The sequence below is a fragment of the Streptomyces sp. NPDC006487 genome (assembly GCF_042870555.1).
In the GTDB taxonomy this organism is placed as follows: Bacteria; Actinomycetota; Actinomycetes; order Streptomycetales; family Streptomycetaceae; genus Streptomyces.
This window is the reverse complement of sequence record NZ_JBIAHN010000004.1, coordinates 325,883-343,302: the sequence shown is the minus strand read 5'-3', so window position 1 is coordinate 343,302 and position 17,420 is coordinate 325,883. Positions and strand designations below refer to the sequence as shown.

19 protein-coding genes are annotated in these 17,420 nt (G+C 69.8%); all 19 read right to left on the bottom strand.

Going from position 1 to position 17,420, the window contains the following annotated elements; all coding sequences use genetic code 11:
- Window position 1: 1 nt before the first annotated feature.
- The 19 genes from ACFYM0_RS09050 to ACFYM0_RS08960 all read right to left on the bottom strand — a co-directional run bounded on the left by ACFYM0_RS09050 (window position 2) and on the right by ACFYM0_RS08960 (window position 17,354).
- Window positions 2-526 (bottom strand): (2Fe-2S)-binding protein, encoded by a 525-nt coding sequence (locus ACFYM0_RS09050; RefSeq protein ID WP_388498334.1) that lies wholly within the window; start codon window positions 524-526, stop codon window positions 2-4.
- On the bottom strand, window positions 511-1,125 hold the full coding sequence (locus ACFYM0_RS09045; protein WP_388498331.1) for an NADPH-dependent F420 reductase: 615 nt from the start codon (window positions 1,123-1,125) through the stop codon (window positions 511-513). Before ACFYM0_RS09045 ends, ACFYM0_RS09050 begins: the two co-directional genes overlap by 16 nt.
- A 39-nt stretch (window positions 1,126-1,164) precedes the next feature.
- Window positions 1,165-2,649, bottom strand: a complete 1,485-nt coding sequence (locus ACFYM0_RS09040; protein ID WP_388498329.1) for an aldehyde dehydrogenase family protein — start codon at window positions 2,647-2,649, stop codon at window positions 1,165-1,167.
- 48 nt (window positions 2,650-2,697) lie between these two features.
- Complete coding sequence (locus ACFYM0_RS09035) at window positions 2,698-3,438, bottom strand: type 1 glutamine amidotransferase domain-containing protein (RefSeq protein ID WP_388498328.1); 741 nt, start codon at window positions 3,436-3,438, stop codon at window positions 2,698-2,700.
- 77 nt (window positions 3,439-3,515) lie between these two features.
- On the bottom strand, window positions 3,516-4,280 hold the full coding sequence (locus ACFYM0_RS09030) for a P-loop NTPase (protein ID WP_388498325.1): 765 nt from the start codon (window positions 4,278-4,280) through the stop codon (window positions 3,516-3,518).
- The gene (locus ACFYM0_RS09025) at window positions 4,280-5,539 is read right to left on the bottom strand and encodes a PP2C family protein-serine/threonine phosphatase (protein WP_388498322.1); all 1,260 of its coding nucleotides are present in this window, start codon (window positions 5,537-5,539) and stop codon (window positions 4,280-4,282) included. The genes ACFYM0_RS09030 and ACFYM0_RS09025 overlap by 1 nt, the downstream gene beginning before the upstream one ends.
- Window positions 5,521-5,985 (bottom strand): anti-sigma regulatory factor, encoded by a 465-nt coding sequence (locus tag ACFYM0_RS09020; RefSeq protein ID WP_327251742.1) that lies wholly within the window; start codon window positions 5,983-5,985, stop codon window positions 5,521-5,523. The genes ACFYM0_RS09025 and ACFYM0_RS09020 overlap by 19 nt, the downstream gene beginning before the upstream one ends.
- 5 nt (window positions 5,986-5,990) lie before the next feature.
- Complete coding sequence (locus tag ACFYM0_RS09015) at window positions 5,991-6,302, bottom strand: STAS domain-containing protein (protein ID WP_327251743.1); 312 nt, start codon at window positions 6,300-6,302, stop codon at window positions 5,991-5,993.
- A gap of 36 nt (window positions 6,303-6,338) precedes the next feature.
- Window positions 6,339-8,474, bottom strand: a complete 2,136-nt coding sequence (gene glgX, locus ACFYM0_RS09010; protein ID WP_388498318.1) for a glycogen debranching protein GlgX — start codon at window positions 8,472-8,474, stop codon at window positions 6,339-6,341.
- Window positions 8,471-8,842: an STAS domain-containing protein gene (locus ACFYM0_RS09005; protein WP_388498315.1), complete on the bottom strand. Its 372-nt coding sequence runs from the start codon at window positions 8,840-8,842 to the stop codon at window positions 8,471-8,473. The genes glgX and ACFYM0_RS09005 overlap by 4 nt, the downstream gene beginning before the upstream one ends.
- A gap of 36 nt (window positions 8,843-8,878) precedes the next feature.
- On the bottom strand, window positions 8,879-10,699 hold the full coding sequence (locus tag ACFYM0_RS09000; RefSeq protein WP_388498312.1) for an AGE family epimerase/isomerase: 1,821 nt from the start codon (window positions 10,697-10,699) through the stop codon (window positions 8,879-8,881).
- A 1-nt stretch (window position 10,700) separates the two neighbouring features.
- Window positions 10,701-11,174 (bottom strand): VOC family protein, encoded by a 474-nt coding sequence (locus ACFYM0_RS08995; RefSeq protein ID WP_388498310.1) that lies wholly within the window; start codon window positions 11,172-11,174, stop codon window positions 10,701-10,703.
- Window positions 11,175-11,182: 8 nt separating this feature from the next.
- Window positions 11,183-11,833, bottom strand: coding sequence for a DJ-1/PfpI family protein (locus ACFYM0_RS08990; protein ID WP_388498307.1), 651 nt, complete (start codon window positions 11,831-11,833; stop codon window positions 11,183-11,185).
- Window positions 11,826-13,445, bottom strand: coding sequence for a GMC family oxidoreductase (locus ACFYM0_RS08985; RefSeq protein ID WP_388498304.1), 1,620 nt, complete (start codon window positions 13,443-13,445; stop codon window positions 11,826-11,828). The genes ACFYM0_RS08990 and ACFYM0_RS08985 overlap by 8 nt, the downstream gene beginning before the upstream one ends.
- A gap of 11 nt (window positions 13,446-13,456) precedes the next feature.
- On the bottom strand, window positions 13,457-13,837 hold the full coding sequence (locus ACFYM0_RS08980; RefSeq protein ID WP_388498302.1) for a nuclear transport factor 2 family protein: 381 nt from the start codon (window positions 13,835-13,837) through the stop codon (window positions 13,457-13,459).
- A 4-nt stretch (window positions 13,838-13,841) separates the two neighbouring features.
- Window positions 13,842-14,297, bottom strand: a complete 456-nt coding sequence (locus ACFYM0_RS08975) for a nuclear transport factor 2 family protein (RefSeq protein WP_388498300.1) — start codon at window positions 14,295-14,297, stop codon at window positions 13,842-13,844.
- Window positions 14,298-14,317: 20 nt separating this feature from the next.
- Window positions 14,318-14,749: a nuclear transport factor 2 family protein gene (locus ACFYM0_RS08970; protein WP_327251750.1), complete on the bottom strand. Its 432-nt coding sequence runs from the start codon at window positions 14,747-14,749 to the stop codon at window positions 14,318-14,320.
- Between the two features lie 70 nt (window positions 14,750-14,819).
- Window positions 14,820-16,484, bottom strand: a complete 1,665-nt coding sequence (locus ACFYM0_RS08965) for a thiamine pyrophosphate-binding protein (RefSeq protein ID WP_388498297.1) — start codon at window positions 16,482-16,484, stop codon at window positions 14,820-14,822.
- A 45-nt stretch (window positions 16,485-16,529) separates the two neighbouring features.
- On the bottom strand, window positions 16,530-17,354 hold the full coding sequence (locus tag ACFYM0_RS08960) for a type 1 glutamine amidotransferase domain-containing protein (protein ID WP_274547903.1): 825 nt from the start codon (window positions 17,352-17,354) through the stop codon (window positions 16,530-16,532).
- Window positions 17,355-17,420: the final 66 nt, after the last annotated feature.

Here is a 17,420-nt window from a genome sequence, read left to right as displayed (position 1 = left end):
GTCACCCCTCCTGTCCGGACGCGGCGGCGGTGGCCGGCTGCGCGGAGGCGTCCGCGCGGGCGGCGGAGCAGGCGCGCTGCACGCCCCGTACGACGCTGTGGTAGCCCGTGCATCGGCACAGGTTGCCGGTGAGCCACTCGCGGATCTCGGGCTCGGTGGGCGCCTCGCGGTCGGCCGTGCCGTCGACCAGTTCGCCCAGGGCCATCACCATCCCGGGGGTGCAGAAGCCGCACTGGGTGCCGTGCTCCTGGCGCAAGGCCTCCTGGAGGCCGCTCAGTTCACCGCCGGGGGTGGTGACCCCCTCGATGGTGGTCACCGCGGAGCCGGCGGCCGCCGCGGTGAGGATCAGGCAGCTCTTGACGGAGCGGCCGTCGAGCCGCACGACGCAGGTTCCGCACTGTCCGGTGTCGCAGCCGACCTTGGTGCCGGTCAGTCCGAGGCCGTCGCGGAGCCGTTCCACGAGCAGTTCGTTCGGCTGCGCCGCGAACTGCTCGGGTCTTCCGTTGACGTTCAGTGAGAGGTCCATGCCAGCGCCTGCGCTTCCGTGAGCGGCCGGTTGAAGAGGGGTCCGCCGGGCTGCTGGAGAATTCCTCCGGAGTGCAGCGGACCGGTGTCCACGGGAGCGAATCCGAGATCCGTGATGATTCCCGCGACTATTTCTTTGGCTTTCCCGTCGTCGCCCGCCGTGAAATGGGCCAGACGCGGTCCCGACGCGGTGCCGGCGACGGCGAGCGTCTCGAAATGCATGGTGTTCAGGGATTTGACGATCCGGGTCCCCGGATACCATTCGGCGACGAGTTCGCTGGATCCCCGGCCGCCGAGATCCCGGGGGGCACCGGGGCCGCTGAACGCGTTGGTGGCGTCCACCAGCACGGTGTCCCGTACGGCTTCCTGGTCCAGCAGCCCCCGGACGCTGTCGAACGGCAGCATCAGTACGAGGACTTCGGCCCGGGCCGCGGCCTCGGCGGGGTGCGCCGCCGAGGCCGCGGGGCCCAGTTCACCGAGGAGGGCCTCGAGGCTCCGCGGGCCCCGGGCGTTGGCGAGCACGACCTGGTGGTCAGCCGCCACGAGGATCCTGGCCAGGGTCGATCCGATCCGGCCTGTGCCGATGATGCCGATCCGCATGAGGGCTCCTCAGGTGGGTGCGGGGGGATCAGGCGGGTGTCAGTCCATTCCGATCCAGACCGACTTGGTCTGGGTGTAGCTCTCCAGGGACTCGGGGCCGCACTCGCGCCCGTAGCCGGAGGCCTTGTAGCCGCCGTAGGGCACGGCGGGGTCGTACTGGTTGTAGCAATTGACCCAGACCGTGCCGGCCTTGATCTGCGAGGCGACCCGGTGGGCGCGCCGCAGGTCCTTGGTGTGGACGCCGGCGGCGAGGCCGTACGCGCTGTCGTTGGCGATGCGCACGGCGTCCTCCTCGGTGTCGAAGGGGATGATCGACAGGACGGGTCCGAAGATCTCCTCCTGGGCGATCCGCATGGAGTTGTCGACGCCGGTGAAGATGGTCGGCAGGAAGTACAGGCCTTCGGAGGAGGCCCCTTCGGGGGTCCAGCCGGTGCCTCCGATGCGCAGGACGGCGCCTTCCTTCTCGCCGACCTCGATGTACGAGCTGACCTTGTCGAACTGGCCGCGGTGGGCGAGCGGCCCGAAGAGGGTGGCCGGGTCGCGCGGGTCTCCGGGCAGCAGGGCGGCCGCGCGGGCCACGAGCCGCTCGACCATCTCGTCGTGGATCGGGCGGTGCAGCAGCAGCCGGGATCCGGCGGTGCAGATCTCGCCCTTGTTGTAGTAGATGCCGAAGAAGGCGAGTTCCTCGGCGGCGTCGAGGTCGGCGTCGGCGAAGACGATGTTGGCGGACTTGCCGCCGAGCTCCATCGTCACCTTCTTCAGGGTGCCGGCCGCCTTGCGGATGATCGACTGGCCGACCGAGGTGGAGCCCGTGAAGGCGATCTTGTCGATGCCGGGGTGGCCGGTGAGGGTCTCGCCCAGCTCCACGCCCGGACCGGTGATGACGTTCAGCACGCCGTCCGGGATCTCCGCCTCCTGGAACAGCTCGGCGATCTTCAGGGCGGTGAGCGGGGTGGCGGGCGAGGGCTTGTGGACCACCGTGTTCCCGGCCGCGAGCGCCGGGGCGATCTTCGTCATCGACAGGAGCAGCGGGAAGTTGAAGGGGGTGATGGCGCAGACCACGCCCAGCGGTTCGCGCAGGGTGTACGCGAGCTGCCCGCCGGCCGGGGCCCGGGAGGAGCCGTCCACCCGGGTCACGGCGCCGGCGTAGTAGTGCATGAGCTGGGCGGCCATGGGGGCGTCGACCGTGGAGGAGAAGGCGAACGGCTTGCCCATGTCCACCGTCTCCAGCAGGGCGATCTCCTCCAGGTCGCGCTCGATGAGCTCCCCGACCCGGTTCAGCCGCAGCGCGCGTTCCTGGGCGGACAGTCTGCTCCAGGGACCTTCCTCGTACGCCGTGCGGGCGGCGGCCACGGCCGCGTCCGCGTCGGCGGCGGCCGCCTGGGCCACCGGCACGATCTCCTGGCCGTCCACGGGGCTGATGTCCGGTTCAGTGCGGTGGTCCTGGGCCGGGACCCAGGTGCCGCCGATGAACAGTTTCCCGGGGTTGGCCAAGGGCTGGTCGCTGAGCGCGCGCTTGGTCATGGCTGTGGCTGCCTTCCGGTTTCGGGTGCGAGGGGCTGGGCGCTTCGGCTAGCCCTGCGCGAGCTGACGTAAGAACGTCTCCGCGAGGGCCTTGGAGGAGTAGGGGTTCTGGCCGGTGGTGAGCTTGCGGTCCACCACCACGTGCGAGTCCCAGATCGCTTCGGCCTTCTCGTAGCGGGCCCCGAGCCGGGTGAGTTCGGCCTCCAGGATCAGCGGGAGGCGGCCGGCCATGTTGGTGACGAGCTCCTCGCTGTGCGAGAAGGCGGTCATCCGGTAGCCCGCGAAGGGCCACTGGCCCTCGCCGTCGCGCAGGGCCAGCAGGGCGGTGTGCCCGTGGCAGACGGTGGCCAGCGGCTTGTCCTGGGCGATGGCCCAGCGCAGGATCTGCGCGAGCTCGTCGGACTTGGGCAGGTCGCCGATGGCCCCGTGGCCGCCGCTGATGTAGATGCCGTCGTAGTCGGCGATGTCCTTCTCGCCCAGGCTCTCCAGGGCGATCGGGTTTCTCAGCTGCGGGGTGTTCTCTATGACGCGGCTGTACTCCACGGCGCTGGCCGCGTCCGTGTCCGCGGAGCCCTGGGGGCGGACCCACTGGAGGAACTGGGGGTCGATGCTGGTCTGGTCGACCGTCGGGGTCTCGCCCGCGATCGTCGCCACGTCGACGGTGTGTCCCGCGTTCTTGAAGAGGGTGTAGGGAACGGCGAATTCCTCGGCCCAGAAACCCGAGGGGTGTTGTTCCCCGTCCAGCAGATGGAGCGTGGCCTTGGCCGTCATGACGACGAGAATCTTCATGACTCTTCTCCTTCATCTGGCTGCGCGATTCGCTGCCGATTCAACACGCCCCCCGCTAGGGGCGTAAGGGGGAGACGTCAGGCACGCGATACTTCGTCACGTGCGTCCAACGCCGAGATGATGGTGCGGAATTCACCGACCAGGGGGTGGTCGGGATGGGCTTCGGAAAATATGCGTTCCCCGTAGAGCGCGGCCATTTCCGGCACGTAGGGCAGGATTCCGGCCAGGGGTGTGCGGTAGACCTCCTCGGCCCGCCGCCGGGCGGCCGCCCGGTCGATGCCCTCGGGCGCCATGCTCATCACCAGGGTCCGCCGGCAGGCGAGCCGACCGGTCAGGGCGATGGTCTCCTCGACGCCGAGGAGGTCGATCCGGTCGGCCCGGGCCATGATCAGGAGCACGTCGGCGCTCGCCATCGCGGTGACCGACTCGTTGTTGAGCCCGGCATGGGTGTCGAGCAGCAGGACGTCCAGGGCGTGGTGCACGGCCAGCCGGTCGAAGCCCTCGGGCAGCAGCCCCACGTCGTAGCCGGTGGTCATGAGTTCCCGCAGGGCCGCCGTACCGGTCCGCGCCGGCACGACGAACAGGCTCCCGCGGAGACCGCCCGGCCGCCCGCACTGGACCTCCTGGGCGGCGGCCTCGATCTCGCACCGGCCGAGCAGGTAGTCGGCGAGCGAGGGGCCGGGGCCCAGCCGGAAGAGCAGGTCCAGGGTGGGCGACTGGATGTCCGTGTCGATCACCCCCACCCGGCGTCCCTCGCCCGCGAGGAGCAGGGCCAGGTTCGCCAGTACCGAGGACTTTCCGGTACCGCCGCGGTACGAGTGCACCACGATGGTCAGGGTCATCAGGCCACGACCTGGCGATCGGCGCCGCCCGCGTGCGGCCCCCGCGCCGCGCGTGGCCGGTGCAGGGCCAGCATGGTGACGTCGTCGTGCTGTTCGGCTGTTCCCGTGTGTTCGCGTACGGCCGTGTCCATCCGGTCGACCACCTCCCTGCCGCTGACCGGGGGGCCGGACAGCAGCTCCAGCATCCGCTCGTCGCCGAGGAAGCTGCCGCTGGGGCAGCGCGCCTCGGGCACTCCGTCGGTGAACACGAAGAGCGTGTCACCCGGGTTCAACTGGGCGTAGCCGAGCGTGTACACACAGTCCGGGAGCACCCCGACGGCGGGGCCGGTGACCTCCAGGGTGCGCGGCTCTCCCCCGTCCGCGTCCAGCAGCAGAGGCGGATTGTGGCCGCCGTTGATGTAGACGAGGGATCCGGTGAGCGGGTCGAGCACCCCGAAGAAGAGGGTGGCGAAGTAGCCCTGCCGCAGGTGGTTGCGGGTCAGGTAGCCGTTGGTCGCGGTGACCGCGTTGAGCAGCGGTGTGGCACCCACCACGGGGATGCGCCGGCTGTTGCCGGTGCGGCCGGCGGCCACCAGGTGCTGGAGGCCGCTGTTCTCGGCGGTGTGCCGCAGCAGGGAGCGGATGAGCGCCATGAAGAGCGCGGCTCCGACCCCCTTGTCGCAGACGTCGGCGACGACGAAGGCCAGGCGCCGGCCGCGGGAGAGCTCGAAGACGTCGTAGAAGTCCCCGGCGACCTGCCGGGCGGGCCGGAAGCACACGTCGATCTCCCAGCCTTCGGGGACCGGCAGCGATTCCGGCAGGAACCCGGCCTGGATCTCGCGCCCGATCTCCAGTTCCTTCTCGTAGCCCATCAGTTCGGCGCGGGCGTCGGCTTCGCGCAGGGTGCGGCCGAGTCCGGCACGCTCCGAGCAGCTGTGCAGCCGGGCCCCGACGAGGGCGGGCAGGAAGGGCGGTACGAGGTAGTCGTGGCCGATCCGGACGTGTTCCTCCAGGGCGGCGAACTCCGTCACGGTCCAGACGACCACGATGGGTGCCCCGCCCCAGCGGCGCAGTCTGCGTACGACGGTCCGTACGGACTCCCCGTCGGCCTGGGCCGGGGCGAGCAGTACGTCCGCTTCGGGCAGCTCCTCCAGTGGGCCGGCCAGTAGGTCGGCCAGCGTGCGCGGGACGAGTTCCGCGCCCATCTCCTCCAGCGCTCCAAGGAGTTCGAGGGGTGGTGGCGGATACTCGTCGAGGATGATCACGGTCGTGGAGGGCATGGGTCCGTCCCCTCAGCCATCACAGTCAGCGTGCTGATGTTGCGGCCGTCCCTGCGTACGTAGTCGAACTCGTCCACGCTGGTCAGTGCGAGGTGGATGCCGAGTCCGCCGATCCGCCGCCGCTCGGGAGCGGTGTGCGGCTCGGGCGGCAGTCGCCCCTGGACGGGGTCGAAGGCCGGTGCGCGGTCCTCTATGGAGATCTGCACCCGGCCCGGCCCGGAGCGGCCCCGGACGGTGATCCGTCCGTCGCCGCCCCGGTACCCGTGCATCACGATGTTGGTGGCCAGCTCGTCCACGGCCAGCCGGATCCGGTACGAGGCGCCCTTGCCCAGGCCCGCCCCGCCGGCCAGCCGCAGGACCAGCGCGGCGATGTCGCCCAATGCCCCCAGGGTGGCGGGTACTTCCAGCTCGGCGGACATCCTCGCCGTCTTGACCGCCTCGTCCATCGGACTCAGTCGTCGGTGAGCACGATGCTGCGGTCGAGACCGGCCGTCCGGATGGTCCGGGAGACGGGCTCGATGGCGCCGACCACCTTGATGGTGACGTGCTCCCCCACCTTCTGCTGGGCGAAGACCAGGGAGCGCAGTCCGGCGCTGGCCATGTAGCCGACCCCGGCCATGCGGATCTCGACGGTGCTGGTGCCGTGACCGGCGGCCTTCTCGATGGTCTGGTGGAAGTCCGGCGCGGTCTTGGCGTCCAGTTCGCCTTCCAGCTCGATCACGGTGGTGTCGCCCTCGATGCTCAGGGACACGGAAAGCGGCATGTCAGGTCTCCTTCGGTACGTGGGCTGGAGCGCGGGCTAGAGCTCGGTGTCGGGCGTACGGCCGACCAGGATCACGACCGAGCGCGGGCCGATCAGGTACTTGCCGGCGTTCTCCAGTTCGAGTTCGGCACCGGGGGTGCGGATGTCGTACGGGGCCTCGGCCCCGGTGTCCGCGAACAGGTGCCAGCTGCGGCCGCCCGGGAGGGCGGGCAGTTCGAGGTCGTGCGCTTCCCAGTGGGAGTTCATGGCCGCGTACACCACGTCGTCGTCACCGGTGCCGCAGCGGGCCACCGCCAGCAGCCGGCTCTCCGCCGACCAGTCGGGCTGCCAGGCCCGCTCCCCGTGCCAGCTGATGTCGGGCAGCCCGAGGGTGTCGCGGAGCTGTCCGGTGGGGTGGGAGGTGGAGCGCAGTTCGCGGTGGCGCTTGCGGAAGGCGATCATCTCCCGCGTGAACCGGAGCAGTTCGGAGTTCTCGTCGACCTGGCTCCAGTCGAACCAGGACAGTTCGTTGTCCTGGCAGTACGTGTTGTTGTTGCCCTGCTGGGTGCGCGCCACCTCGTCGCCGGACAGCAGCATCGGGATGCCCTGACTGGTGAAGAGGATGGCCAGGGCGTTCTTCATCTGGCGCAGCCGCAGAGCGTTGACCCCGGGATCCTCGGTCGGCCCCTCGGCCCCGCAGTTCCAGCTCGCGTTGTCGTTGCCGCCGTCGTTGTTGCCCTCGCCGTTGGCCTCGTTGTGCTTGTCGTTGTACGAGACCAGGTCGGCCAGGCTGAAACCGTCGTGCGCGGTGAGGAAGTTGACCGACGCCGACGTCCCGCGGCTGGAGTACAGGTCGGGCGAGCCGGCGAGCCGGGTGGCGAGCTCCCCGGTGACCCCGGGGTCACCCTTGAGGAAGCTGCGCACGGTGTCGCGGTACTTGCCGTTCCACTCCGCCCAGCGGCCGTACGCCGGGAAGTTGCCGACCTCGTAGAGGCCGCCGGCGTCCCAGGCCTCGGCGATGAGCTTGGTGTGCCGCAGCACCGGGTCGTAGGCGAGCAGTTCCAGCAGCGGCGGGTTGGGCAGCGGGGTGCCGTCCGCGGAGCGGCCGAGGATGGCCGCGAGGTCGAACCGGAACCCGTCGATGTGGTAGTCGGCTACCCAGTGGCGCAGGCAGTCGAGCACGAAGTTGCGCACGACGGGGTGGTTGCAGTTGACGGTGTTGCCGGTGCCGCTGAAGTTGAAGTAGTACCCCTCGGGCGTGAGCATGTAGTACGTGGCGTTGTCGAGCCCCTTGAAGGAGATGGTGGGGCCCTGCTCGTTGCCCTCGGCCGTGTGGTTGAAGACGACGTCGAGGATGACCTCGATGCCGGCCGCGTGCAGGTCCTTGATCAGGGTGCGGAACTCGTCGCCCTGCATGCCGTACCGTCCGGTGGCCGCGTAGCCGGCCTTGGGGGCGAAGAAGGAGACGGTGTTGTAGCCCCAGTAGTCGAAGAGCTGCTCGCCCGTCTCCGGGTTGGTGCGCGGGTTGTCGCTCTCGTCGAACTCGAACACCGGCAGCAGTTCGATGCAGTTGATCCCGAGCTCCTTCAGGTACGGGATCTTCTCCCGCAGCCCCGCGAAGGTGCCGGGGGCGGTGACCTGCGAGGAGGGGTGCCGGGTGAAGCCGCGCACGTGGGTCTCGTACACGACGAGGTCCTCGGCGGGGATCCCCAGCGGAGTGTCGTCGCCCCAGTCGAAGTCCTGGAGGCAGACGCGGGAGCGGTACTGGTAGCCGCGGCTGCGGTCCGGCTCCACGCCCCACACGTCCCGTCCGGCGATCAGCCGGGCGTACGGGTCGGAGAGCACCTGGCGGGCGTCGAAGCGGTGCCCGGTGACGGGGTCGTAGGGTCCGTCGGCCCGGTACCCGTACTCGATGTTCTCGTGGTCGAGGCCGAAGACCGTCATGGCGAAGACGCTGCCGGTGCGGAATTCCTGGGGGAACTCCAGCTCGGCCATCGGCTCGGGCTCTCCGCGCTTGTAGATGACCAGGGTCATGGAGGTGGCCTGGTCGGAGAAGACGGAGAAGCTGACCCCGCCGGGGACCACGTTGGCCCCGAAGGGGAACGGTTTGCCGGCGCGGACGCGGTACCCGCCCACCTCGTGGGTCGGGTACGCGTCGACGCGCAGCACCTGTTCGGACGAGGACTCGCTCATCGCGCGGCCCTGACGGCGGGCTTCGCGGCGGTCTTGGCGGCTTTGGCGGCGGCCGCCTCGGCCTCGCCGGTGGAGAAGAAGTCGAGGAATCCGGTGGCCGACATGACGAACCGGACTTCCTCGCTCACCCCGTAGAGGGTGACGGCGACCCCGGCGTGCTGGGCCTCGCGGTAGACGACGAGCAGCGTGCGCAGCCCGGCGCTGGAGACGTAGGTGACGGCCGTCAGGTCGATGCGCAGCGGCCGGCCCTCGCGAACCAGCGGCAGCAGTGTCTGCAGCAGCGATCCGGAGGTCTCACTGTTGATCTCGCCGATGGCGACGAGCACGGTGCCCGTCTTGTTGCGGCGTTCCTTCACGTTCAGGGTCATTGCTTTCCCCTCTGAGTGGGGCGCCCCCGTTGAGCGCTACTGGGCGGTCGGGCGCAGCCGGACCTTGACCTTGACCCGGCCCTGGACGTCGGGCAGCCGGACGGTGAGTCCGTCGGCGTCGAAGTCCGTGTACGGCTTCTCGTCGATCTCGACGGACGCGATCCGCACCGAGCCGGCGGGGAGCAGGTCGGGCGAGACGCGCAGCACGCGATCGGGCAGGTTCGTCGGGTCGGGCTGGAAGTGGAAGTCCATCTCCCGGCCGTTGATGAGCAGGTTGTTGTAGACGGCGGACAGGTAGCAGAGCTCCGCCGAGTGGTACATGGACATCGAGTGGCTGCCCTTGAGCCGCTCGGTCCCCAGCAGGTACGGCGTACCGCTGGCGAGCACGTTGAAGTAGACGGCGCCCTCGTCGTGGTCGAGGAAGAAGGTGTTGTAGAAGGCCTGGGCCTGCCGGGCCTCGCGCAGGTTGGCGTCGCCGCCGACGGTGCCGTTCAGGATGAGGTAGGCGAGGATCGCCTGCTCCTGCTGCCACCAGGCCTTGCGGTCGTGCCAGGCGAAACGATACGTCTCCTCGTCCCCCGACTTGACGCGCTCGACCACGTCGTACCAGCCGCCGCGCTGCACGTCGCTGCCGACGGCCGGCATGATCTCGCCGATCTTGCGGGCGAGCTCCTCGTAGGCCGGCTTGGCCTTCAGCGAGTTCATCCGCATCAGGTTCCAGGCGATCTTGAGGTTGTGTCCGACGACGGCACGGTTCTGCTGCCAGCTGTGCGCGGTGTCGTGGGACCAGTCGCGGAAGAAGCGCTCCTGGACGAAGGGGCTGTTCTTGTAGTCCGGGAACTTGTCCGCGATCGTGTCGAAGGTGTACTCGAGGAAGTCCGCGTAGCGCTGCTCCCCGGTCGCCAGGTACAGGTTGATCAGGTACGCGGGCGCGTGGTCGCCGACCGAGTTCCAGTTCTTGCGCTCCGCGTTCTCCCCGAGGGACTCGTGGTCGGCGCTGAAGAGGATCGGGTCGATGTGCGAGTAGTAGCCGCCCTGCTCCGGGTCCTTGAAGAACTTGTCGAACAGCCGGATGGTGGCGTCGGCGTCGTTCTTGATCCGGATGTCGCCGGTGACCCGGTAGGTCTGGATCGGGCCGGCCAGCGCGTAGATCTGCTCGTACATCGGGATCGCGTCGTAGTCGTCGGAGAACTCCGAGGTGAACAGCTTGCGTTCGCTGTCCCCGTCGACGCTGATGCCGTGGTACCAGAAGACCACGTCCTCCTCGCTGTCCACGACGCGCATGTGCTTGCGCAGGTACTCGGTGCCGCGCTCGGCGACCTCCAGGTACTCGTCCTTGCCGGTCAGCAGGTAGGCGGAGGCCATGCCGTAGACCAGGCGGGAGATCGTGTCGGTCTCCTGGACGTGGCTGGCGGTCTTGTCACCGCCGAGCCGGATCTCGGTGCGGTACTCGGTGAAGTCCACCGGCCCGTCGCCGAACTGCGCCCGCTTGTAGAAGTCGGCCAGCGACTCGATCTGCTTGATCCACCAGCTGGGCTCCTCGAAGCGGTAGTCCTCGGCCCCGCGGCCCAGGAACACCAGGCGCTTGGCCTCGAAGCGGCCGCCCCGCTCGGGGTAGTGCACCCCGTAGACGTAGAGGAACCGTCCCGGCGAGAGCATCTCGTCGATGTGCCCGGAGGCGTCGATGTACGGCTCGTCCAGGTTGCGGACCAGCTCGGCGCTGGGGTCCCCGGCCAGGGAGACGTCGAACTCGCGGCCGTCCGAGGTCTTCAGCCGCAGCAGCCTGGACCCGGAGTCGAAGCGGCCGACGTAGCCGGCGATCGTGTCGGAGAAGGAGAAGCTCACGGCGTCCGCCATGTCATACACCGTCCTTGTCGTGGTGGGAGCCCATCGGCGAACGGTCGTCCTCGTGGCCGTGCTCGTCCTCGTGGCCCTGCTCGTCCTCGAATCCCTGGCTGACCTCGACGATCACCCCGTCGGGATCGCGGACCCACACGGTCCGCCACCCGCAGATGAAGTCGTCGAAGTCCAGTGGCCCCAGGGTCACTTCGGCCGCGTCGCCGAGCGTGGCCAGAAAGGCGTCCACGCTGTCGGTCTGGAAGGCGAGGTGGCGCATCCGGCCCGGCGCCGCCGGACCGTCGTGGTACTCCCGGGCGGGCGGCTCGGTGCCCGCCGCGAAGAGCTCCAGGTACACGTCCCCCTGGCGGAGGAAGATGATCCGGGCGTCCCCGAGGTCGACCACCCGGGCCCGGGTGAAGCCGAAGTACCGGGTGTAGAAGTCCTCGGTGGTCTTCTGGTCGGCGCAGTTCAGTCCCACGTGCGACCAGACCATCGGGGCCATCAGGCCGTGCCCCGCGCGCCCGGTGCGCCCCCTGTGCCGCGGGCGCCCCGCGCACCCCGGTCGGCGGCGATCAGCTCGATGATCCGGCGGGCGAACAGGTGGTGGTGGGCCCCGGTGCGTCCGGTGACCAGGTCGCCGTCGACCACCACGTCCTCGTCCACGTACTCGCCGCCCATGTTCCGGACGTCGCCGATGAGGTTGTTGTGACAGACGACCTTGCGGCCGCGCACCTTGTCCGGGATCGAGGCGGCCAGCCACATGCCGTGGCAGATGATCCCCTTGAGGACCGTGGGCTCCTCGAAGGCGCGGCGCAGCAGATCCGTCGCCGGCGCCAGGACGTCCACGTCCTCCGTGTACCGCAGCCGGTCGGCCACCATGCCCGAGGGCACGATGATCGCCGCGTACCGGCGCAGTTCCTCGTCGCTCAGCCCCTCCAGGGACTGTGTCGCGGTGAACGGCGCCCGGTACTCGTGCCCGGAGAAGGTGATGGAGTCGTTGCCCCACAGCCGGGTCAGGAAGTCGACCTCGGCGCCCTCCTCCGCGAACCGGCGGCCGTAGTAGAAGATCTCCGGCTCGTAGAAGTCGCTCTCGACCAGGACCGCGATCCGGGTTCCGGTCAGCGCACCCTCGCGCAGGACCACGTCAGACACGGGACACCCCCTTCAGGAAGTCCGCCGCGCGCTCGGCGATCATCGCGATGGCGGTGTGGCAGTTGCCCGACGGGACGGCGGGCATCACGCTCGCGTCGACGACGCGCAGGTTCCGTACGCCGTGCACCCGCAGCTCGGGGTCGACGACGGAGAGGTCGTCGATGCCCATGCGGCAGGAGCCGGCCTGGTGGTGGTAGCTCTCCGACTTCTGCTTCACGAAGGTGCGCAGGTCCTCGTCGGACACGTGGCCGGGTCCGGGCTGGAGCTCCTGCTTGTACCAGGGCGAGAAGGCGGAGGTCGCGAAGAGCTCCCGGGCGGTCTTGACGCCCTGGACCATCCGCTCCAGGTCCCAGCGGTCGCCCAGGTAGTTCGGGTTGATCAGCGGGTGGGCCAGCGGATCGGCGCTCGCCAGCCTGATCCAGCCCCGCGAGACGGGACGGACGACCCCGGGCAGGATGGACACCGTGTTCGGGTGGTCCCGGCCGACGATCACGTCGAACGGCACGTGCACGAAGGCGATCTGCAGGTCCGGCGCCGGCAGCCCCGGCCGGGACGAGAGGAACAGCGCGCTCTCCGACAGGTTCTGTGCGGGCGGCGGCAGTTCCTGGGTGACCTCGGCCATCAGCCCGGTCAGGACGTGGTTGTGGAAGTTCTCCCCGACCCCGGGCAGGGCGGCGACGGCCCCGATGCCGTGCTCGCGCAGCTGCTCGGGGTGCCCGATCCCGGAGAGCAGCAGCAGCTTCGGCGATTCGATCGCCCCGGCGGCCACGATCACCTCCCGGCGGGCCCGGACGGTGTGCAGCCCGGGCGCGGCCGCCGCACTGTGGCCGTCGCGCACGGTCCGTCCCGGGCCGTCGCTGTCCGAAAGCGTGGCGGGGGCCTGGAGCTGGACGTACTCCACACCCGTGCAGGTGTCCCCGTCGAAGAGCAGCCGGGTGCTCTGCGCACTGGTGCGCAGGGTCAGGTTGGAGCGGTCGAGGGCCGGCTCCAGATAGGCGGCGAGGACGCCCTGGCGGCGGCCGTCGGCCACGTCGATGTGGTGCCAGCCGGTGCCGAAGAGCCCGCGCCGCGGCCCGTCGGTGTTGAAGTCGGCGATCTCCTCGTGGCCGAGCTCGACGGCGGCGTCGATGAAGGCGCGGGAGACCGGGTTGGGGCCGTGCCGCCCGGCGTGGGTGATCCGCTGCGGCCCGCGGGTGCCGGTGCTCGGCGCGGTGGCGTCCTCCTGGCCCTCCAGCAGCGAGAAGTAGGGCAGTACGTCCTCGTGCGCCCAGCCGGCCGCGCCCTGGTAGGCCCAGTTGTCGAAGTCCGAGGCGTGGCCCCGGATGTGCATCATGATGTAGAGGTTGCTGCTGCCGCCGGGGGCCTTGCCGCGCGGTTCGTACGTGCGGCGGCCGTCCAGACCGGGCTGCGGGACGCTGGTGTAGCCCCAGTCGACGGGCCCGCCGAGCAGCTTGTACCAAGAGGACGGATCGTCCACCTCGGGAGGGATGCGGCCCGCTCCCGCCTCCAGGACCAGGACGGTGACGTCCGGGTCCTCGGAGAGGCGGTTCGCGAGGACACTGCCGGCGGTGCCGGATCCCACGACGATGTAGTCGTACTCATCCACTGCCATCGCGCGCCCCCTCAGCCCTGGCCGAGCACCTGGAAGGGAACCGTGTCGTGGTAGTTCGCCATGTAGGCGATCTTTCCGTCCACGATCCGGAAGAAGTTCATGACCTCGGCCTCGATCTCCTCCCCGGAGGGGGTGACCGCGGTCAGGTGGGAGACGGCCGCGGCCTTCTCACCGTCGACGAGGAAGTGCACGGGCTCGTTGCGGAAGACCCGGTACATGGTCCCCATGCCCTTCATCATCGACCGGAGCAGTTCCAGGCCCTCGATGTGGCCGGCGAGCTGCTCGTCCATGACCTGGTCCTCGGCGAACAGGTCGCACCAGCTGTCCCAGTCACCGGCGTTGGCGTACTCGTAGTACTTCTGCAAGATCTGCCGCGCGTCCATGGCGCTCATCCCCCTACTGGTCCCTGCGGGTTCCGTCCGGGGCGAAGGGCGCCCAGAACTGGCTGAAGGCGGTGGCCGTGTCGCCGAAGAGGCCGTCGTGGCCCTCGACGATCCGGCCGTCGCGCCAGCGCATGAAGTGGAAGACCGGGTAGTCCATCCGCTCGTACGGGGAGCCGCTCGACGCTTCGGCGCCGTCGCGCACGGCGACGTTGCGGCAGACGTCCGCGCTGCAGTCCTCGCCGACGAGGACCGCTTCGATGTCCATGCGGAAGGTGCCGCCCGTGAGCTTGTGGGTCTGTCCCATCAGTTCGAGGAAGGCGTCCAGGCTCTCGTACCAGCCGGCGAGCGGGTGGTTGCCGGGGACCTGCCAGCGCAGGTCCTCCGCGTAGTACTCCAGGATCCTGGCCCGGTCGCCGGAGCCGAGGGCGCGGTACGCCGCCTCGACCCGCTCCCGTGTCACTTCGGTCATCGTCGCTTCTCCTTCGGCGCTCAGAGGGAGGCGGAACCGGGCATGGGCGCCAGTTCGTTGACGGTGTACTGCCGGATCAGCGGCCCGTCGGGGCCGGCCACCACGGTCCAGGTCTGGTCGGCATCGAAGCCCAGCCACACGCTGCGGGCGGCCGGCGGGTCCCAGATCTTGGCCTGCCAGTTGACGAGGACCCGGACGACCGCCCGGTCGCCCTCGATGACGGGCTCCACCTTCGTGACCGTGTGCACCTCGTCGAAGAAGCGGTTCGTGACCGCCTCGTACCAGCGGCCGAAGCCCTGGTGGCCGAGGAAGGTGTCCTCCGGGACCTTGAACTCCAGGTCCTCGGTGATCAGGGCCAGCACCTGGTCCGGCCGGACGTGCTGGTCCAGGGCCACGTACCACTTCTCGGCGAAGACGCGGATCGCGTCCTCGGTCAGCCGCTCGGCGGGCATGCGGTCTCCTCCTGTCTGTCCGTGCTCTGCGTGGGGTCCGTGCGGGTGTGGTGCGTCGGATCCGGCCGGGTCAGATCTGGATGTCCACGAGGAACGGCCCGGGGTGGGCGAGCATCCGGCCCACCGCGGCGACCGCCTCGTCGGGCTTCTCCACCCGCATCCCGCCCGCCCCGAGCGACCGGGCCAGGGCGGCGAAGTCGATCTCGGGGTGCGAGAGGTCGAAGGAGCCCGGGAAACCGTGCTGCGGGATCTCCCGCTCCCGCCAGTACTGGGCGATGTTGTCGTCCAGCAGCCGGTACTTGCGGTTGTTGCAGACCACGAACTTGGCCTCGATGCCGTGCCGGGCCGCGGTCCACAGTGCCTGGTAGGTGTACATCGAGCCGCCGTCGCCGGCGAAACCGACGACCAGCCGCTCCGGACGGGCCAGCTTGACGCCGACCGCGCCCGGGAAGCCCACGCCCAGCGAGCCGCCCCGGGTGAGGTGGTAGTCGCCCGGCCGCTCCGGCGGCAGGTACCGGGTGACCAGCGGGGAAGTGGTCAGCGCCTCGTCGAAGACGATCAGGTCCCCGCCCGTGCGCTCGGCCAGGGTCCGCAGGAAGACCGCCATCGGCGAACCGGCCGCCTCTTCGGAGGCCTTGGCCTCCTGCTCGGCCTGGTCCGCCCGCACCCGCTCCCGGGTCCGCGCGTCCAGCCTCCCGGCCGCCGCCGCCCGCTGCGCGGGGGTGAGCACGTGTTCCAGTACGCCGGCCAGCGCGCGCAGCGCCTGCCGGGGATCGGCGGCGAGCCCGAGGTCCACCGGATGGTTCTTCGCGATCTCGTAGGCGTTCAGGTCGATGTGCACGACCCGTGCACCGGCCCTGAAGGGGCTCTCCAGCTCCGGGAACACCTCGGGGAAGACGTAGGTGCCGACGATCAGCACCCCGTCCGCGTCCCCGATCAGCTCCTTGCTGTGCGGGCCGAACATGTGGCCCGTCTGACCGCGGCGCAGCGGGTGCGAGGCCGCGATGTTCACCTCGGAGGAGTCGACCTCGTACACGTCGGCGCCGAGCAGCTCGGCGACGGCGACGAGTTCGCGCTGCGCCCCGGAGAGCGAGACCCCGTCCCCGACGAGGACGACCGGCCGTTCCGCGGAGGCCAGCAGCTCGGCCGCCCGTCCCACCGAGGCGGCCGAGGGGGCCACGTCCGTGAGGGGCACCGTGGCGGGCAGGACGAGCTCGGAGTTGAGCTCGTCCAGCACGTCCATCGGCAGCGCCACGAACACCGGTCCGCGCGGCGGGGTCAGGGCGATCTTCACCGCCCGGCGGATGGTGCGCAGCACGGAGTGCCGGTCGGTGACCCGGGTCGCGTACTTGGTCACCGGCTTCGCCATCGCCACCAGGTCGGACGCCATCTGCGCGTCCATGGCGTCGTAGCGCACCCCGGCGTCACCGGCGACGACGACGAGCGGGGTGTGGCCGCGCAGCGACTGGTAGAGCATGCCGATGCCGTTGCCCAGCCCCACCCCGGAGTGGAGCTGGAGCAGGGCGGCCCCGCCGGTGGCCCGGGCGTAGCCGTCGGCGATGCCGGCGGCCACCGTCTCCTGGAGGGCGAGGACGTAGTGGAAGTCCTCCGCCGCGTCGACCGCGTCGAGGAATCCCTGTTCCACCGTCCCCGGATTTCCGAACATGACGTTCAGGCCGTCGGCCTTGAACTGGTCGATCAGCCTTTCCCGTCCGGGAGTGGCTCCAGAACTCATCGAACTCCCCCTCCTTTTCGTACCGTCGTGCCGGAGTTACCGGAATTACCAGCCGTACCGGGTGAGACCGTTCTCCAGGACTTCCACGATCTTCTGCCCCGTGAGATACGAGTCGGGGGTCGAACGACCGGTCACGAACGGGAAGTCGACGATCACCGAAAGGGGATGGCCGAAATTCCCGTGGTACGCGCCGCGCGGCCCGGTCGCATCGCGCAGGATGTACTCCAGCGGATACGGCGGCGGCCCCATGTTGAAATCGGTGCCGAGGAATCCGGTGCCGTCCTTGTAGTCGTACTCCTTGCAGTGGCCGGTCACGTGCTTGCCCCAGATGATGCTGCGGCGGTCGCCCCAGTCCCGGGCGAAGGCCAGGCAGGCGACGCCGTAGCACTCGGCCGCGACGACCTTGCCCGCGTTCTTGAAGGCGAGGATCAGGGCGTGCACGCGCTCGTTGTTGGCGAGGTCCACGATCGGACCGCTGCCGCCCACGATGAGCACGGCATCGAAACCGGCGATGTCGGCCTGGAGCTTGTCCAGATCGCGGTGGTACTGCTCCAGCTTGGGCAGATAGGCCGAGTCGCTCGTGTACGGGCGCTCGGGGGCCCACGCTTCGATGTCGAGGGGGGAGTCGAGCCGGCTCGACTGCTCGAACTCCCGGCCCAGCCGGGCGTTCTCCTCGGTGGTGACCGAGCGTCCCAGCGGAGGATCGATGTAGTTCGCGTCGAGGCTCGGCGGGAGAGCGTGGGCACGCTTTCCGGTCGGCGTGGCGAATACGACTTCATAGCCCTGCTCGTCGAACTGCGATACGGGGCCGATCAGTTCCTCGGCCCAGTAACCGTGTTCGGAGACAATGACCAGAATCTTTCTGCTCACGGATTCCTCCAGGCGCCGCCTGTTGTCGTTGGCGTCCCCCACACTGGCCGTGCCCGGGGTTCCCGT

Bases quoted from the DNA above. Each gene is read 5' to 3' on its own strand.
- ACFYM0_RS09050 (WP_388498334.1), bottom strand. From the start codon at position 526: ATGGACCTCTCACTGAACGTCAACGGAAGACCCGAGCAGTTCGCGGCG.
- ACFYM0_RS09045 (WP_388498331.1), bottom strand. From the start codon at position 1,125: ATGCGGATCGGCATCATCGGCACAGGCCGGATCGGATCGACCCTGGCC.
- ACFYM0_RS09040 (WP_388498329.1), bottom strand. From the start codon at position 2,649: ATGACCAAGCGCGCGCTCAGCGACCAGCCCTTGGCCAACCCCGGGAAA.
- ACFYM0_RS09035 (WP_388498328.1), bottom strand. From the start codon at position 3,438: ATGAAGATTCTCGTCGTCATGACGGCCAAGGCCACGCTCCATCTGCTG.
- ACFYM0_RS09030 (WP_388498325.1), bottom strand. From the start codon at position 4,280: ATGACCCTGACCATCGTGGTGCACTCGTACCGCGGCGGTACCGGAAAG.
- ACFYM0_RS09025 (WP_388498322.1), bottom strand. From the start codon at position 5,539: ATGCCCTCCACGACCGTGATCATCCTCGACGAGTATCCGCCACCACCC.
- ACFYM0_RS09020 (WP_327251742.1), bottom strand. From the start codon at position 5,985: ATGGACGAGGCGGTCAAGACGGCGAGGATGTCCGCCGAGCTGGAAGTA.
- ACFYM0_RS09015 (WP_327251743.1), bottom strand. From the start codon at position 6,302: ATGCCGCTTTCCGTGTCCCTGAGCATCGAGGGCGACACCACCGTGATC.
- glgX (WP_388498318.1), bottom strand. From the start codon at position 8,474: ATGAGCGAGTCCTCGTCCGAACAGGTGCTGCGCGTCGACGCGTACCCG.
- ACFYM0_RS09005 (WP_388498315.1), bottom strand. From the start codon at position 8,842: ATGACCCTGAACGTGAAGGAACGCCGCAACAAGACGGGCACCGTGCTC.
- ACFYM0_RS09000 (WP_388498312.1), bottom strand. From the start codon at position 10,699: ATGGCGGACGCCGTGAGCTTCTCCTTCTCCGACACGATCGCCGGCTAC.
- ACFYM0_RS08995 (WP_388498310.1), bottom strand. From the start codon at position 11,174: ATGGTCTGGTCGCACGTGGGACTGAACTGCGCCGACCAGAAGACCACC.
- ACFYM0_RS08985 (WP_388498304.1), bottom strand. From the start codon at position 13,445: ATGGCAGTGGATGAGTACGACTACATCGTCGTGGGATCCGGCACCGCC.
- ACFYM0_RS08980 (WP_388498302.1), bottom strand. From the start codon at position 13,837: ATGAGCGCCATGGACGCGCGGCAGATCTTGCAGAAGTACTACGAGTAC.
- ACFYM0_RS08975 (WP_388498300.1), bottom strand. From the start codon at position 14,297: ATGACCGAAGTGACACGGGAGCGGGTCGAGGCGGCGTACCGCGCCCTC.
- ACFYM0_RS08970 (WP_327251750.1), bottom strand. From the start codon at position 14,749: ATGCCCGCCGAGCGGCTGACCGAGGACGCGATCCGCGTCTTCGCCGAG.
- ACFYM0_RS08965 (WP_388498297.1), bottom strand. From the start codon at position 16,484: ATGAGTTCTGGAGCCACTCCCGGACGGGAAAGGCTGATCGACCAGTTC.